We start from the raw sequence: 14,636 nt of genomic DNA, 5'->3' as shown, positions 1-14,636 counted from the left end.
CGTAGGGCAGGCTCAGGTTGCCGCTGGCGGTCAACGGCCAGTCGCCGACAGGTTGCAGCAGGCCGGACAGGTCCAGCACGAGGTCGTCGCGTTGCAGGTGTACGGCGTCGATCTGCAGGCCGGCGGCGGTCCAATGTGCGGCCAATTGCAAGTCCTTGAGTTCTTCACTGCCGTTAAATAGCAGGCTGCCGACGCGAACGTCGCCCAACTGGAGCGCAACCGGTAACTTCAGCGCCGGCAACTGAATCGGCCCGTTGCTCTCTTCCGTGCTCGGCGCAAATTGCAGGCTGACTTGATCGACATCCAACCGATCAATACACAACGTCATGCGCAGCAGGCAGGCCGGCGACCAGTCGAACGTCGGCGCGCTGAGCTCGACACGGTCGCTGCCCTGCTGCCACACCAATCGCTCGGCACTCCACTGACCGCCCAAACGGCCCTGGAAATTGTCCACGCTCAAGCCCGGCACCTGGCCCAACGCCCAACGGCTGCCCGCCTGGGTCCCGAGTACCGTCCACAACGCCAGCAACACCAAGGCCAGGAGGGCGACAGCAGCCAGCCCGGCCATTTTCAAACCACGCATCACAGCTCAGGCCCCATGGAAAAGTGCAAACGAATACCGCCCGGGTCTTCCAGGGCATGGGCCAGGTCGAGGCGAATCGGCCCGACGGGGGACACCCAGCGCAGGCCGACGCCCACGCCGGTTTTCAGGCTTGGCATTTCCAGGGTGTTGAAGGAATTACCCTGGTCGATAAAGGTCGCGATCCGCCATTTTTCGGCGATGGAATATTGATACTCAGCGCTCAAGGCCACCATGTAGCGACCACCGATGCGGTCGCCGCGGTCGTTCTCCGGCGACAGGGTCTGGTACTCGTAGCCACGCACGCTCTGGTCGCCGCCGGCAAAGAAGCGTAGCGACGGCGGCACCGACTTGTAGCCGTTGGTGGCACTGCCGCCGATCTGCGCCCGTGCGAGGAAACGGTGGTTGTCCCACAAGGTGGTCAGGCCTTTGACCATGGCCGTGCCGTAAAGCAGGTTGGTGTCGGAGCCGAAACCTTCCTTGGCCAGCTTGGTGTCGAATTGCAGGTGGTAGCCGTGGTGCGGATCGATGCGGTTGTCGCTGCGCAAATAGGAATAGCTGAGCCCCGGCATCAGCAGGTTGCTGAGGCCCGAATCGTCGCCCAGGCGATACTCTTCACGCTGCCACTTGAGGGAGATCACCCGGGTCCAGCCGCTGGGCAACTTGCTGTGCCATTCCGGGCCGAGGGTGAGCAATTTACTCAGGGTGTCGGTGTTGGCCAGCTCTTCATTCTGGTAGCCGCCGGCGAAACGCAGCTTGTCGGTAAGCGGTGGGTCGAGCGGGATGTCGTACCACAGGCCGACGTTCTGCCGTGGCGCCGACAGCTCGGCTTCCCAGCCGTAACTGTGCCCCTGCGGGTTGACCCAGTGGCGCGTCCAGTTGGCCTTGCCCCGCGGGCCGACGTCGGTGGAAAAACCCAGGCCCAGGCCCATGGTGCGTGGCTTGCGGGTTTCCAGTTGCACCGCGACCGGAATGACATCGTTAGTCGACGCGGCCGGCGCGGCGTCCACCCGCACGCCCTCGAAAAAGCCGCTGCCTTGCAGGTTCTGGTTCAGCTCGGCGATCAGTTCGGAATCGTAGGGCGCACCGTTTTTGAACGGCACCATGCGCTGCAGCAGCTCTTCATCAAAGGGCGTATTGCCGGCAAAGCTGACCTTGCCCAAGGTGTAACGCGGGCCGCTGTCATACACCAGTTCGATATCGGCGATGCCCGCCTTGGGGTCGACCGACAGGGTCTGGCGGGTAAAGCGCCCACTGAAGAAACCGTAGCGCGAGGCCTGGTTCTGGATCAGGCGCTTGGCGTCTTCGTAATGGCCGTGGTTGAGCACGGCACCGGTTTGAAGGTCGTGACTGGCGGGCACACGAAAGGCTTTGAGGGCCGCCGCAGGGCCATCGATCCGAATGGTCACGTTGCGCAAATGCACCGGTTCGCCGGGGTCGATGGTGAGGGTCAGGCGCGGGTTCTTGCCGCCCTGCACATCACTGCTGATCTGCGGCTGATAGAAGCCCAAGGCCTGGGCCGCTTTGCGCGCCTGCTCTTCGGCGCCACGGCTGAACCGCAGCAACGCTTCTTCATCGCGATCGCCTACCCCGCCGATGTAGCCTTCGATGTTGGCTTTCAACGCGTCGTTTGAGGGTTTGACGCGCACGTCCAGTTCGCTTTGCGCCAAAGCGCCGCAGCTTGTGAACAGCAGAATCAAGCCGCTGGTAAATCTTCCTGGAAACTTCATAGGCGCGGATGCTACACGAGCAGGGGAGACTCTTTGAACTCGGATTTATCTGAAAAATCCTGACTCAAGTCGTTGCCGCATGTAACGGCTGCGGATTGGCATGGAAAAACACATGCTCAAGGACAGGTCCTATGGCGACTTCGCCGATTTCCTCATAGCCCTGACGCTTGTAGAACTCCAGGTAACGCGAGTTGCCCGTATCGAGCACCACGCCGGACGAATGCGGGTCCTCGGCGCACCAGTTGTGTACCGCGCCGAGCAGTTGCTCACCGAAGTGCTTGCCTTGGAATTGCGGGTGAATGCCCAGCAACGGCAATACATGCACCGACTCGCTGGGCAGGCACGCCAGTACCGCTTGGTGATAATCCAGGTAACGCCGCGTACCGCGCACACCGGTGCTCAACCACATGCGCAATTGCCAGGCCCAGCTCTCGGTGATGCCCAGGCGCCGCTGGGGCGGCGCGATCAACGCAATGCCGATCAAGCGGTCGTCGACGAACAGGCCGATGGCGGGAAGTTTCTGGAAGAAATGCTGTTTGACCAGCTCGCGCACGGTGGCGCGCACCCGCTGCTCATACCCCGGGCGCTCAGCTTCGAAGATGTAGGCGAACGTCGGCTCATGGCGATAAGCCTGGTACAACAGGGAGCGTGCTTCGCGGGAATAGTCGCTATTGAGCAGACGGATTTCGGCAATCGCAGTTGAAGTGTCAGGCATACGGTGAATCTCCCTGGGCGCCATTCAAAAGACGGCGTTCTTATGGGTACGAACTTACGCAGCGCGAGTCGTTCCCAGACATTAGCAGTGCATCCGTCCTACCGCCACGCTGGCCCCCGTCCGACTTGTCGGCTAGCATCGCCCTTTTGCCAGACTGGACAGCCGACCATGAAAATCGTCTCTTTCAATATCAACGGGCTACGGGCTCGCCCGCATCAGTTGGCGGCGCTGATTGAAAAGCATCAACCCGATGTGATCGGCCTGCAGGAAACCAAGGTCCACGACGACCAGTTCCCGTTGGCCGACGTGCAGGCCCTGGGGTATCACGTGTACTACCACGGCCAGAAAGGCCATTACGGTGTGGCCCTGCTCTCGCGCAAAGAAGCGCTGAGCGTGCACAAGGGTTTTGCCAGCGATGAAGAAGACGCCCAGCGCCGCTTTATCTGGGGCACCTTCGCCGATGCACAGGGCAACCCGGTCACCATCATGAACGGCTATTTCCCCCAAGGCGAAAGCCGCGACCACCCCACCAAGTTCCCGGCCAAGCAGCGCTTCTACGCCGACTTGCAACAGTTGCTGGAAAGCCAGTTCAGCAACGACCAGGCGCTGGTGGTGATGGGCGATGTGAATATTTCCCCGGAAGATTGCGACATCGGCATTGGCGCCGACAACGCCAAGCGTTGGCTGAAAACCGGCAAGTGCAGCTTCCTGCCGGAAGAGCGCGAGTGGATGGCCCGCCTGAAGAACTGGGGCCTGGTGGACAGCTTCCGCCACCTCAACCCCGACGTGACCGACCGTTTCAGTTGGTTCGACTACCGCAGCCGTGGGTTTGAAGATGAGCCCAAGCGTGGCCTGCGTATCGACGTGATCCTGGCGTCCAACGGCTTGCTGCCCAGGATCAAGGATGCGGGGGTGGACTACGAACTGCGCGGCCTGGAAAAACCCTCGGACCATGCGCCGATCTGGCTGGAATTGAGCTGATTTCAAGTACGACGCGCTTAAACCATGTGGGAGCAAGCGCCCTCCCACATTTTTACAGTTGAGTGTCAGTCATATTACTGAAACCCAACTGACTTAATCTCGCGGCACTCCCTTTGCCTTGAGACGGTGCCGGCATGATCCCGCGCGTTCTGTTACTGCTGACCCTTTTTCCGCTGTTTGCCGTTAGCGCGCCGCTGCCCGTTCCCGATCAGGGCCCCGCCTTGCGCATCCAGGGCTCCAACACGATTGGCGCGGCGCTTGGCCCGGCGCTGGTCAAGGGGTTGATGGAGCAGCAGGGGCTGCAAGGGGTACACGCTGAACCCGCCGAAGGCGCCAATGAACTGCGCGTGATCGGCAAGACTCGCCAGGGCAAGACGCTGACCATCGAGGTCGCGGCCCATGGTTCCAGCACCGGGTTTGCCGCGCTGCACAAAGCCAGCGCCGACCTTGCCGCCTCATCCCGCCCGATCAAAGACAGCGAACTGGTGGACCTCGAACCCCTGGGCGACCTGAAAAGCCCCGAGGCCGAACAGGTGATCGCCATCGACGGCCTGGCCATCATCCTCAACCCACGCAACCCGCTGAATACGCTGAACACCGAGCAACTGGCGCAAATCTTCAACGGTGAGATCAGCACCTGGGAGGCACTCGGCGGCATCGGCGGAGCGATTCATTTATATGCACGGGATGACCAGTCGGGCACCTATGACACGTTCAAGGACCTGGTGCTCAGCCGTCGCGGCAAGCCCCTCGCCGCGTCGGCCAAGCGGTTCGAGGCCAGCGAGCAACTGTCGGATGCGGTGAGCCAGGACCCGCAAGGCATCGGTTTTATCGGCCTGCCCTATGTGCGCCAGGCTAAGGCGGTGGCGATCGTCGACGGTGACTCGCAACCGATGTTGCCGCTCAACAGCCTGATTGCCACCGAGGACTACCCGCTGTCGCGCCGCCTGTTCTTTTACCTGCCGCCGACCACGCAAAACCCGTGGGCCAAGGCGCTGGTGGACTTTACCCAAAGCAGCAAGGGCCAGGCGATCGTGGCGGCCAACGGGTTTATCGCGCAGCAGGTCCAGGCGATGGGCGTGGAGCCGCGCCCTTCGATGCCCGAGGACTATCAGGCAATTGCCCGTGAGGCCCAGCGCCTGACGGTGAATTTTCGCTTCGAAGAAGGCAGCGCCAGCCTGGACAACAAAGCGCGCCAGGATGTGCAACGCGTGGTGGCGTATATCAAAAGCCACGGCAAGCTCGACAAGCAGGTGACGCTGGTGGGGTTCGGCGATATCAAGAATGACCCGCAACGCGCGGCGCTGTTGTCCAAGCTGCGGGCGATGGCGGTGCGTCGGGAACTGGTCAAGAACGGCGTGGTGCTGCGCGATATTCGCGGGTTCGGCGCGCAGATGCCGGTGGCGGCGAATACGGCGGATGAAGGCCGGATCAAGAATCGGCGGGTGGAGGTGTGGGTGTACTGAGACCTTAGCCTTGCGGTGTTCGGAATGGCCTCATCGGGAGCAAGCCCCCTCCCACCCTAGACCGCGTTCTCATGCACAACTCGGTCAACTGTGGGAGGGGGCTTGCTCCCGATGGCAGGCGACGCGGTGTTACTGCCCGCCGCGCATCAGCTCTTTAGGCACATACTTGCCAATCTCGAACTTGCCGATCGCTGCACGGTGGACTTCGTCCGGGCCGTCGGCCAGGCGCAGGGTGCGTTGCATGGCGTACATGTAGGCCAGCGGGAAGTCGTTGGAGACGCCCGCGCCGCCATGGATCTGGATAGCGCGGTCGATCACCTTCAACGCCACGTTCGGCGCCACGACCTTGATCTGCGCGATTTCGCTTTTCGCCACTTTGTTACCCACGGTGTCCATCATGTACGCCGCCTTCAGGGTCAGCAGGCGTGCCATGTCGATTTCCATCCGCGAGTCGGCAATCTTGTCGATATTGCCGCCCAGGCGCGCCAACGGTTTGCCGAACGCGGTACGGCTGATGGCGCGTTTGCACATCAGTTCCAGCGCACGCTCGGCCATGCCGATGGAGCGCATGCAGTGGTGAATGCGGCCAGGACCAAGGCGTCCCTGGGCAATTTCAAAGCCACGGCCTTCACCCAGCAGGACGTTTTCATACGGCACGCGCACGTTATCGAACAGCACTTCGGCGTGCCCGTGGGGCGCATCGTCGTAGCCGAATACCGGCAGCGGGCGCACGATTTTCACGCCTGGGGCGTCCACCGGCACCAGGATCATCGAGTGCTGCTGATGGCGCGGCGCATCGGGATTGCTCAGGCCCATGAAGATCAGGATTTTGCAGCGCGGGTCACAGGCGCCGGAGGTCCACCATTTTTTGCCGTTGATCACCCACTCGTCGCCCTGGCGCTCGGCGCGGGCAGCCATGTTGGTGGCGTCCGAGGAGGCGACGTCGGGCTCGGTCATGGCGAAAGCCGAGCGGATCTCGCCGCGCAGCAATGGTTCGAGCCAGCGCTGTTTCTGTTCGGCGTTGGCATAGCGCACCAGCACTTCCATGTTGCCGGTGTCCGGCGCGGAGCAGTTGAACGGCTCCGGGCCCAGCAGCGAACGGCCCATGATTTCCGCCAGCGGCGCGTATTCAAGGTTGGTCAGGCCGGCGCCCAATTCGGATTCGGGCAGGAACAGGTTCCACAGGCCTTCGGCTTTCGCCTTGGCTTTCAGCTCTTCCATGATCGCGGTGGGCTGCCAGCGGTCGCCTTCGCTGACCTGGCGTTCGAACACCGGTTCGGCCGGGTAAACGTAAGCGTCCATGAACGCAGTGACGCGTTCACGCAGTTCCTGAACCTTGGGCGAATAGGCGAAATCCATGAGCAGCTCCCTTCTTTGAGAGGTTGTTTAGGTCATGCAATCGATGCTAGAACAGCGTTGATAATTTACCTAGCCTATTCTCGGCGTGTATTAACATTCATCACCGATATATGATCGGGGCATGGACACCTAACAATAAGAGCGCAACGAAATGAATCTGAGCAAGGTCGACCTCAACCTGTTTATCGTCTTTGACGCGATCTACACCGAAGCCAACCTGACCCGCGCTGGGCAGATTGTCGGCATCACCCAACCGGCGGTGTCCAACGCTCTGGCACGCCTGCGCGAGACCTTCAACGACCCGCTGTTCGTGCGCACGGCCCAAGGCATGGTGCCCACGCCGATGGCGCAGAACATCATCGGCCCGGTGCGCAATGCGCTGTCATTGCTGCGGGTGTCGGTGCAGGAAAGCCGGATTTTCAACCCGCAGCAAGCGGCCAAGACCTACCGTATCAGCATGACCGACTTGACCGAGGCGGTGATCCTGCCGCCGCTGTTCCAGCGCCTGCGGCGCCTGGCGCCGACGGTGGTGATCGAGAGCTTCCTGTCCAAACGCCGCGAGACCACCAAGGAACTGGCCGCCGGGCGCCTGGATTTTGCCGTCGATGCGCCGCTCAACACAGACCCGCAGGTGCGTCATGTCAAGCTGATGGAAGACCGCTACGTGTGCGCCATGCGCAAGGGCCACCCGATGGCGGGCAAGGACAAGTTCACCCTGGATGATTACCTGGCGCTGACCCATATCCATATCTCCAGCCGCCGCAACGGCTTGGGCCATGTCGACCTGGCCCTGGGCAAGATGGGCATCCAGCGCAAGATCGCCCTGCGCTCCCAGCATTACCTGATGGCCTCGCAAGTGTTGCAGCAGACCGACATGGTGATGACCGTTCCCGAGCGCTTCGCCCGCCGTCATGAGCTGCACTGGTTCAATCTGCCGGTCAACGACGTGCCGCTGGTGGAAACCCACCTGTACTGGCACGAAAGCACCGACCAGGACCCGGCCAACCGCTGGATGCGTGAGCAAATGATCGAGTTGTGCCAGCAAGTCACAGCCCACGAAAAGAAGCTGGATAAACAACAGGCCTGAGGTTGAAGAACGCCCCCCCTGAGGAGGGGGCTTGCCCCCGATGGGCTGCGCAGCGCCCCTTGACGTTTACGTCAACCTGCCATTAGCTTAGCGCCAAGACCTTCTTGAGCGCCCTCATGAGCACGACCTACAGCATCTCCGACCTCGCCCGCGAGCTCGACATCACCACCCGCGCCATTCGCTTCTATGAAGAACAAGGCCTGCTGACCCCGGAACGCCGGGGCCAGGAGCGCATCTACTCGGCGCGGGACAAGGTCAGCCTCAAGCTGATCCTGCGGGGCAAGCGCATCGGTTTTTCCCTGGCCGAATGCCGTGAGTTGATCGAACTCTACGACCCCACCAGCGGCAACCATATCCAACTCAACAGCATGCTGGTGAAGATCGCCGAGCGTCGCGAACAGTTGGAGCAGCAACTGCTGGATATCGAACAAATGAAGCTGGAACTGGACACCGCCGAAGAGCGCTGCACCCAGGCCCTGGCCGAAACCATCCAAGGCCAGGCTGGCCATTGATCAGAAGGTAGTTGCCATGTCCCTCCCCTCCCACGTGCGCCTGGTCGAAGTCGGCCCGCGCGACGGTTTGCAGAACGAAGCCCAACCCATCAGCGTGGCCGACAAGGTGCAGTTGGTGGATGCCTTAAGCGCCGCCGGCCTGAGCTATATCGAAGTCGGCAGTTTTGTCTCGCCTAAATGGGTGCCGCAGATGGCCGGCTCCGCCGAAGTCTTTGCGCAGATCCAGCGCAAGCCCGGCGTAACCTACGGCGCACTGGCGCCGAACCTGCGCGGTTTTGAAGATGCGCTGGCCGCCGGGGTCAAGGAGGTCGCGGTGTTTGCCGCCGCGTCCGAGGCGTTTTCCCAGCGCAACATCAACTGCTCGATCAGTGAAAGCCTGGAGCGATTCGTACCGATCATGGCGGCCGCCAAACAGCAGGGTGTCAGTGTGCGCGGCTATGTGTCCTGCGTGCTGGGGTGCCCCTATGAAGGCGCGGTCGCCCCGGAACAAGTGGCGGCGGTGGCCCGCGAGCTGTTTGCCATGGGCTGCTATGAAGTGTCCCTGGGCGACACCATCGGCACCGGCACGGCGGGGGCCACGCGCCGGCTGTTCGAGGTGGTGGGCGCGCACGTACCACGGGACAAGTTGGCCGGGCACTTCCATGACACCTATGGCCAGGCCGTCGCCAACGTCTATGCCAGCCTGCTGGAAGGAATCAACGTGTTCGACAGCTCTATCGCGGGCCTGGGCGGTTGCCCCTACGCCAAAGGCGCCAGCGGTAACGTCGCCACCGAAGATGTGGTGTACCTGCTCAACGGCCTGGGGATCGAGACCGGGATCGACCTGGAGCAATTGATTCTCGCGGGCCGGCAGATCAGCAACGTCCTGGGCCGACCCAGCGGCTCACGCGTTGCCAAGGCGCGTAACGCCAGTTGAGTAGCTTAGCCGTGACAATGTGTTACCGCAGACCGGACGGACGAGTAACACGGGAACATATTTTGTCGTATTTGCTGCAGGCCATTTCCTACAAAAAATACAACACATTGATTTTAAACGTTTTTTAAAAGTTGGCACGGCTTCTGCTATCTCTATGGCATAACAAGAATAAAAAGCGCCAAACCTAATAAAAATAAGACGAAACGACTCTGACATAACAAAAACAACACGGCAGAGACGCAGCTAACAGATTTTTTTGGAGAAGATGTGCTTCGCAGGGTACGGCTTGCCGAAACCCGCAACCGGATAGAGAAAAATAAAACTACCTCAGGTAGCTACCCACTGGTTGGATCGCGTGCGAAGAAGCAGATCAGCGCTCAAAAAAATACGTTTGCTCTTGACCCCGAATGGGGGTCGCCAAAAACAGCGGTAAAGGGTAACGGTTGCTAAAAACAACAATAGACCGCCCCTCAATAATAAAAAAAGAGCACGTAACAACAAATTAAAGGGGACCTTAGGGTCCCCTTTGTGCTGTCTGGGATTGCGCAATTTTCAAGCACCCCCTCGATTTAAAAGGTGGGAGGGGGCTTGCTCCCGATGGCAGTGTGCCAGTCATTGAGTGGGTTGACTGATGCACCGCTATCGGGAGCAAGCCCCCTCCCACAGTTTGATTGCAGGGTGTCAGCCCCGTCCCAGTGGCGTGAGTATGAAGGCGGCGACCACGCGATCATGGTAGGCTCGGTGAAGAACCTCATCGTGCACCAGCAGAACGCCGCGCCACTGGTGTATTGCCACGGCAAGATGGGCGCCCTGCCCATGCCGGCCTAAGCTACACATCCAATCACGTGGGAGGGGGCCCCCTCCCACTGGGTTTCAGTGAGGCGACTAAGACTGCGTTCGCAGCTCCTCGAGCGAAATCTCGCGCATGCGAAATTTCTGGATCTTGCCCGTCACCGTCATCGGAAACGCGTCGACAAACTTGAAATACTTGGGCGTCTTGTAGTGCGCAATACGGCCCTTGCACCAGGTTTGCAGTTCCAGCTCATTGGCCACATGCCCGGGATGCAACTTGACCCAGGCGACGATTTCTTCACCGTAACGCTCATCGGGGATGCCAATGACCTGCACATCGGCCACCGCCGGATGGGTGAAGAAAAACTCTTCCAGCTCGCGCGGGTACACGTTCTCGCCACCGCGAATGATCATGTCTTTGTTGCGCCCGGCGATGCACACGTAGCCGTGCTCGTCCATGGTCGCCAGGTCACCGGTGTGCATCCAGCCAGCGGCGTCGATGGCGTCGCGAGTACCGTCGGGGTTGTTCCAGTAACCGAGCATCACGCTGTAGCCACGGGTACACAGCTCCCCGATCTCGCCGCGCGCGACGGTGTTACCGGCCAGGTCGATGATCTTGCTTTCCAACTGCGGCTGGGTGCGGCCGACCGTGGTGACGCGGCGCTCCAGATCGTCATCGGCGCCGGTCTGCAGGGACACCGGGCTGGTTTCGGTCATGCCATAGGCAATCTGCACCTCACTCATGTGCATCTCGCTGATGACCCGGCGCATCACTTCGATCGGGCACGTGGCACCGGCCATGATCCCGGTACGCAAGGTGGCCAGGTCGAACTCGCCCCGCCGTGGGTGATCGAGCATGGCGATAAACATCGTCGGCACGCCGTACAGGCCGGTGGCGCGTTCTTCGGCAACGGCGGTCAGGCTCAGCAGCGGGTCGAAGCCGTCGTTCGGGTAAATCATGGTGGTGCCGTGGGTGATGCAGCCCAGGTTGCCCATCACCATGCCGAAGCAATGATAGAGCGGCACCGGGATCACCAGGCGGTCCTGCGCAGTCAGGCCCAGGCTTTCGCCGACCATGTAGCCGTTGTTGAGGATATTGTGGTGACTGAGGGTGGCGCCCTTGGGGAAGCCGGTGGTGCCGGAGGTGTACTGGATATTGACGGCCTGGTCGAAGTGCAGCCTGGCTTGGCGCGCGCTCAACCGCTCAGGCGGGATGCCGGTACCGAGGGCCGACAGCTGCGACCAGGGCAGAAATCCCGAAGGTGGGCTGGAGGCGAGGCTGATCACGCCCCGCAGGTCCGCGAGTGTTTCGCAGTTCAATTGACCGATGGATTGCTCCGCCAGTTCAGGCACCAACGCCTGCAACATTGCGTGGTAGTCGGAGGTTTTGAAAGAACCGGCACACACCAGCCATTGGCAGCCGGATTGCTTGAGCACGTACTCCAGTTCAGTACTGCGGTAGGCCGGGTTGATATTGACCAGAATCACCCCGAGCTTGGCGCTGGCCAACTGGCTGATGCACCACTCAGCGCAGTTCGGCGCCCAGATGCCCAGGCGGTCGCCAGGTTGCAAGCCCAACGCCAGTAGCGCGCGAGCGTGCAGGTCGACGGCCTCGGCCAGTTGCCGCCAGGTGTAGCGGCGTTGCTGGTGACACACCACCAAGGCTTCCCCATCGGGATACTGCGCAACCGTGTGATCGAAGGCCTGACCGATTGTCATGGCCAATAAGGTCTTGTCCTGAGAGCCACGGCTGTAGCTCTGATTTGGTTGATCCATAACGACCCCTGTTGTCTTTTTTGTAGGTTGACGTATACGTAAACTACGATTGACAGCGCCGCGACGCAAGTTTACGTTAACGTAAAGGTGAGCGCCCCCTCCCCCGGCGCCGTCACCCCACAACAACAAAGCTCAATAATAAAGGTGCCTTCCATGAGTTACCCCTCCCTGAACTTCGCCCTCGGCGAAACCATCGACATGCTGCGCGACCAAGTGCAGTCCTTCGTGGCCAAGGAGATTTCTCCCCGCGCGGCACAAATCGACATCGACAACCTGTTCCCCGCCGACCTGTGGCGCAAGTTCGGTGACATGGGCCTGCTGGGCATTACCGTGGCGGAAGAATACGGCGGTGCCGGCCTGGGTTACCTGGCCCATGTGGTGGCCATGGAAGAAATCAGCCGGGGTTCGGCGTCAGTGGCCTTGTCCTACGGGGCCCACTCCAACCTCTGCGTGAACCAGATCAACCGCAACGGCAACCATGAACAGAAACTCAAGTACCTGCCGAAGCTGATCAGTGGCGAACACGTTGGCGCCCTGGCCATGAGCGAGCCGAATGCCGGCTCCGACGTGGTCTCGATGAAGCTGCGCGCCGACAAGCGCGGCGACCACTACGTGCTCAACGGCAGCAAGACCTGGATCACCAACGGCCCCGACGCCAACACCTACGTGATCTACGCCAAGACCGACCTTGAGAAAGGCCCCCACGGCATCACCGCGTTTATCGTCGAGCGCGACTGGAAAGGCTTCAGCCGCAGCAACAAGTTCGACAAGCTCGGCATGCGCGGTTCCAACACCTGCGAGTTGTTCTTCGATGACGTGGAAGTGCCCGAAGAAAATATCCTCGGCGTACTCAACGGCGGCGTCAAAGTGCTGATGAGCGGCCTGGACTACGAGCGCGTCGTACTGTCCGGCGGCCCGACCGGGATCATGCAAGCGTGCATGGACCTGATCGTTCCCTACATCCATGACCGCAAGCAGTTCGGCCAGAGCATCGGCGAATTCCAACTGATCCAAGGCAAAGTCGCCGACATGTACACCCAGCTCAACGCCAGCCGCGCCTACCTGTACGCGGTGGCCCAGGCCTGCGAGCGCGGTGAAACCACGCGCAAGGACGCAGCCGGGGTGATCCTCTACAGCGCCGAACGCGCCACACAAATGGCCCTCGACGCGATCCAGATCCTGGGCGGCAATGGCTACATCAATGAATTCCCCGCCGGACGCCTGCTGCGTGACGCCAAGCTGTACGAAATCGGTGCCGGCACCAGTGAGATCCGACGCATGTTGATCGGTCGCGAACTCTTCAACGAAACCCGCTGAAGGAGCGCGTCATGGCCACCTTGCACACCCAGCTCAACCCGCGCTCGGCGGAATTTGCCGCCAACAGCGCGGCGATGCGCCAACAGGTCGACGCCCTGCACACCCTGCTCGCCCAGGTGCAGCAAGGCGGCGGCGCCAAGGCTCAGGAGCGCCACACCTCGCGTGGCAAACTGCTGCCACGTGAGCGGATCAACCGCTTGCTCGACCCGGGCTCGCCGTTCCTGGAACTCAGCCAGCTGGCCGCCCACCAGGTGTATGGCGAAGACGTGCCTGCGGCCGGGGTGATTGTCGGGATCGGCCGGGTCGAAGGCGTCGAATGCATGATCGTCGCCAACGACGCCACGGTGAAAGGCGGTTCCTACTACCCGCTGACGGTCAAGAAACACCTGCGCGCCCAGACCATCGCCGAACAGAACCGCCTGCCGTGCATCTACCTGGTGGATTCCGGCGGCGCCAACCTGCCGCGCCAGGATGAGGTTTTCCCGGACCGCGAGCACTTCGGGCGGATCTTCTTCAACCAGGCCAACATGAGCGCCCAGGGCATCCCGCAGATTGCCGTGGTGATGGGCTCGTGTACCGCAGGCGGTGCCTATGTACCGGCGATGGCGGACGAAGCGATTATGGTGCGCCAGCAAGCCACCATCTTCCTCGCCGGCCCGCCGCTGGTGAAGGCCGCCACCGGTGAAGTGGTCAGCGCCGAAGACCTCGGCGGTGCCGATGTACATTGCAAGATCTCCGGCGTGGCCGACCACTATGCCGATAGCGATGAACACGCCCTGGCCCTGGCACGGCGCAGCGTAGCCAACCTCAACTGGCGCAAACAGGGCCAGTTGCTGCAACGCACACCGGTGGCGCCGCTGTACAGCAGCGAAGAGTTGTACGGCGTGATTCCGGCGGATGCCAAGCAGCCGTTCGATGTGCGCGAAGTGATTGCGCGGCTGGTGGACGGCTCGGTATTCGATGAGTTCAAAGCGCTGTTCGGCACCACACTGGTCTGTGGTTTTGCGCACTTGCACGGCTACCCGATAGCGATCCTGGCCAACAACGGGATTCTGTTCGCCGAAGCCGCACAAAAAGGTGCGCACTTTATCGAGCTCGCCTGTCAGCGTGGGATTCCTTTGTTGTTCCTGCAAAACATCACCGGTTTTATGGTCGGCCAGAAGTACGAAGCCGGCGGCATCGCCAAGCACGGCGCCAAGCTGGTCACAGCGGTGGCCTGCGCCAAAGTACCGAAATTCACCGTGATCATCGGCGGCAGCTTTGGCGCCGGTAACTACGGCATGTGCGGCCAAGTACGGCGGCAACACCTTCTACGTCGGCCTGCAAAAACTCACCGGCAACAGCGCCTGGATGCGCGTCAACGGCACCAGCGGCGGCACCCTGGCCAACGATAGAACAAAGGAAT

The 14,636-nt window shown here is 61.3% G+C and carries 10 protein-coding genes and 4 pseudogenes; 9 read left to right on the top strand and 5 right to left on the bottom strand.

Annotation, left to right across the window (positions count from 1 at the left end; translation table 11 throughout):
- The 3 genes and pseudogenes from L9Z73_RS13575 to L9Z73_RS13565 form a co-directional block, all read right to left on the bottom strand.
- A pseudogene (locus L9Z73_RS13575) lies at positions 1 to 583 on the bottom strand (translocation/assembly module TamB domain-containing protein); the annotation flags it as partial.
- A complete protein-coding gene (locus L9Z73_RS13570) occupies positions 583 to 2,310 on the bottom strand; it encodes an autotransporter assembly complex protein TamA (RefSeq protein WP_247401710.1) in 1,728 nt (575 codons plus the stop codon). The pseudogene L9Z73_RS13575 and the gene L9Z73_RS13570, both read right to left, overlap by 1 nt.
- 64 nt (positions 2,311 to 2,374) lie before the next feature.
- Entirely contained in the window at positions 2,375 to 3,025 is a 651-nt protein-coding gene (locus tag L9Z73_RS13565; protein ID WP_247401709.1) for a GNAT family N-acetyltransferase, read from the bottom strand.
- A gap of 168 nt (positions 3,026 to 3,193) precedes the next feature.
- Between L9Z73_RS13565 and xthA the strand changes: the two genes are divergently transcribed.
- Together xthA and L9Z73_RS13555 are read left to right on the top strand one after the other, a co-directional pair.
- Positions 3,194 to 4,006, top strand: a complete 813-nt coding sequence (gene xthA, locus L9Z73_RS13560) for an exodeoxyribonuclease III (protein ID WP_247401708.1) — start codon at positions 3,194 to 3,196, stop codon at positions 4,004 to 4,006.
- A gap of 134 nt (positions 4,007 to 4,140) precedes the next feature.
- The gene (locus tag L9Z73_RS13555) at positions 4,141 to 5,472 is read left to right on the top strand and encodes a substrate-binding domain-containing protein (RefSeq protein ID WP_247401707.1); all 1,332 of its coding nucleotides are present in this window, start codon (positions 4,141 to 4,143) and stop codon (positions 5,470 to 5,472) included.
- A 129-nt stretch (positions 5,473 to 5,601) separates the two neighbouring features.
- On the opposite strand, the gene L9Z73_RS13550 is transcribed toward L9Z73_RS13555, so the two are convergent.
- Positions 5,602 to 6,831, bottom strand: coding sequence for an acyl-CoA dehydrogenase (locus tag L9Z73_RS13550; protein WP_017848107.1), 1,230 nt, complete (start codon positions 6,829 to 6,831; stop codon positions 5,602 to 5,604).
- A gap of 151 nt (positions 6,832 to 6,982) precedes the next feature.
- Here L9Z73_RS13550 and L9Z73_RS13545 point away from each other — a divergent pair, with 151 nt between their 5' ends.
- The 4 genes and pseudogenes from L9Z73_RS13545 to L9Z73_RS31470 form a co-directional block, all read left to right on the top strand.
- Positions 6,983 to 7,918, top strand: a complete 936-nt coding sequence (locus L9Z73_RS13545; RefSeq protein WP_247401706.1) for a LysR family transcriptional regulator — start codon at positions 6,983 to 6,985, stop codon at positions 7,916 to 7,918.
- Between the two features lie 116 nt (positions 7,919 to 8,034).
- Positions 8,035 to 8,430, top strand: coding sequence for a MerR family transcriptional regulator (locus L9Z73_RS13540; protein WP_247401704.1), 396 nt, complete (start codon positions 8,035 to 8,037; stop codon positions 8,428 to 8,430).
- Positions 8,431 to 8,446: 16 nt separating this feature from the next.
- Positions 8,447 to 9,346, top strand: coding sequence for a hydroxymethylglutaryl-CoA lyase (locus L9Z73_RS13535; RefSeq protein ID WP_247401703.1), 900 nt, complete (start codon positions 8,447 to 8,449; stop codon positions 9,344 to 9,346).
- 696 nt (positions 9,347 to 10,042) lie between these two features.
- Positions 10,043 to 10,174, top strand: a pseudogene (locus tag L9Z73_RS31470) (flavin reductase family protein); the annotation flags it as partial.
- Positions 10,175 to 10,231: 57 nt separating this feature from the next.
- On the opposite strand, the gene L9Z73_RS13525 reads toward L9Z73_RS31470, so the two are convergent.
- The gene (locus tag L9Z73_RS13525) at positions 10,232 to 11,914 is read right to left on the bottom strand and encodes an AMP-binding protein (RefSeq protein ID WP_247401702.1); all 1,683 of its coding nucleotides are present in this window, start codon (positions 11,912 to 11,914) and stop codon (positions 10,232 to 10,234) included.
- A gap of 153 nt (positions 11,915 to 12,067) precedes the next feature.
- Between L9Z73_RS13525 and L9Z73_RS13520 the strand changes: the two genes are divergently transcribed.
- The 3 genes and pseudogenes from L9Z73_RS13520 to L9Z73_RS31310 all read left to right on the top strand — a co-directional run.
- Positions 12,068 to 13,231: an isovaleryl-CoA dehydrogenase gene (locus tag L9Z73_RS13520; protein ID WP_247401701.1), complete on the top strand. Its 1,164-nt coding sequence runs from the start codon at positions 12,068 to 12,070 to the stop codon at positions 13,229 to 13,231.
- A gap of 11 nt (positions 13,232 to 13,242) precedes the next feature.
- Positions 13,243 to 14,523 (top strand): annotated as a pseudogene (locus tag L9Z73_RS13515) (carboxyl transferase domain-containing protein); the annotation flags it as partial.
- Positions 14,516 to 14,636 (top strand): annotated as a pseudogene (locus L9Z73_RS31310) (OprD family outer membrane porin); the annotation flags it as partial. The pseudogenes L9Z73_RS13515 and L9Z73_RS31310, both read left to right, overlap by 8 nt.

It is taken from the genome of Pseudomonas emilianonis (assembly GCF_023072625.1).
Lineage (GTDB): Bacteria > Pseudomonadota > Gammaproteobacteria > Pseudomonadales > Pseudomonadaceae > Aquipseudomonas > Aquipseudomonas paraveronii.
The sequence above is the reverse complement of the archived record's forward strand: the minus strand, read 5'-3'. Positions and strand labels throughout refer to the sequence as shown.

What these genes read in the sequence shown, in the direction of transcription:
- L9Z73_RS13555 (WP_247401707.1), top strand. Translation starts at nt 4,141, where the DNA reads ATGATCCCGCGCGTTCTGTTACTGCTGACCCTTTTTCCGCTGTTTGCC.
- L9Z73_RS13565 (WP_247401709.1), bottom strand. Translation starts at nt 3,025, where the DNA reads ATGCCTGACACTTCAACTGCGATTGCCGAAATCCGTCTGCTCAATAGC.
- L9Z73_RS13545 (WP_247401706.1), top strand. Translation starts at nt 6,983, where the DNA reads ATGAATCTGAGCAAGGTCGACCTCAACCTGTTTATCGTCTTTGACGCG.
- L9Z73_RS13535 (WP_247401703.1), top strand. Translation starts at nt 8,447, where the DNA reads ATGTCCCTCCCCTCCCACGTGCGCCTGGTCGAAGTCGGCCCGCGCGAC.
- L9Z73_RS13525 (WP_247401702.1), bottom strand. Translation starts at nt 11,914, where the DNA reads ATGGATCAACCAAATCAGAGCTACAGCCGTGGCTCTCAGGACAAGACC.
- L9Z73_RS13520 (WP_247401701.1), top strand. Translation starts at nt 12,068, where the DNA reads ATGAGTTACCCCTCCCTGAACTTCGCCCTCGGCGAAACCATCGACATG.
- L9Z73_RS13550 (WP_017848107.1), bottom strand. Translation starts at nt 6,831, where the DNA reads ATGGATTTCGCCTATTCGCCCAAGGTTCAGGAACTGCGTGAACGCGTC.
- L9Z73_RS13540 (WP_247401704.1), top strand. Translation starts at nt 8,035, where the DNA reads ATGAGCACGACCTACAGCATCTCCGACCTCGCCCGCGAGCTCGACATC.
- L9Z73_RS13570 (WP_247401710.1), bottom strand. Translation starts at nt 2,310, where the DNA reads ATGAAGTTTCCAGGAAGATTTACCAGCGGCTTGATTCTGCTGTTCACA.
- xthA (WP_247401708.1), top strand. Translation starts at nt 3,194, where the DNA reads ATGAAAATCGTCTCTTTCAATATCAACGGGCTACGGGCTCGCCCGCAT.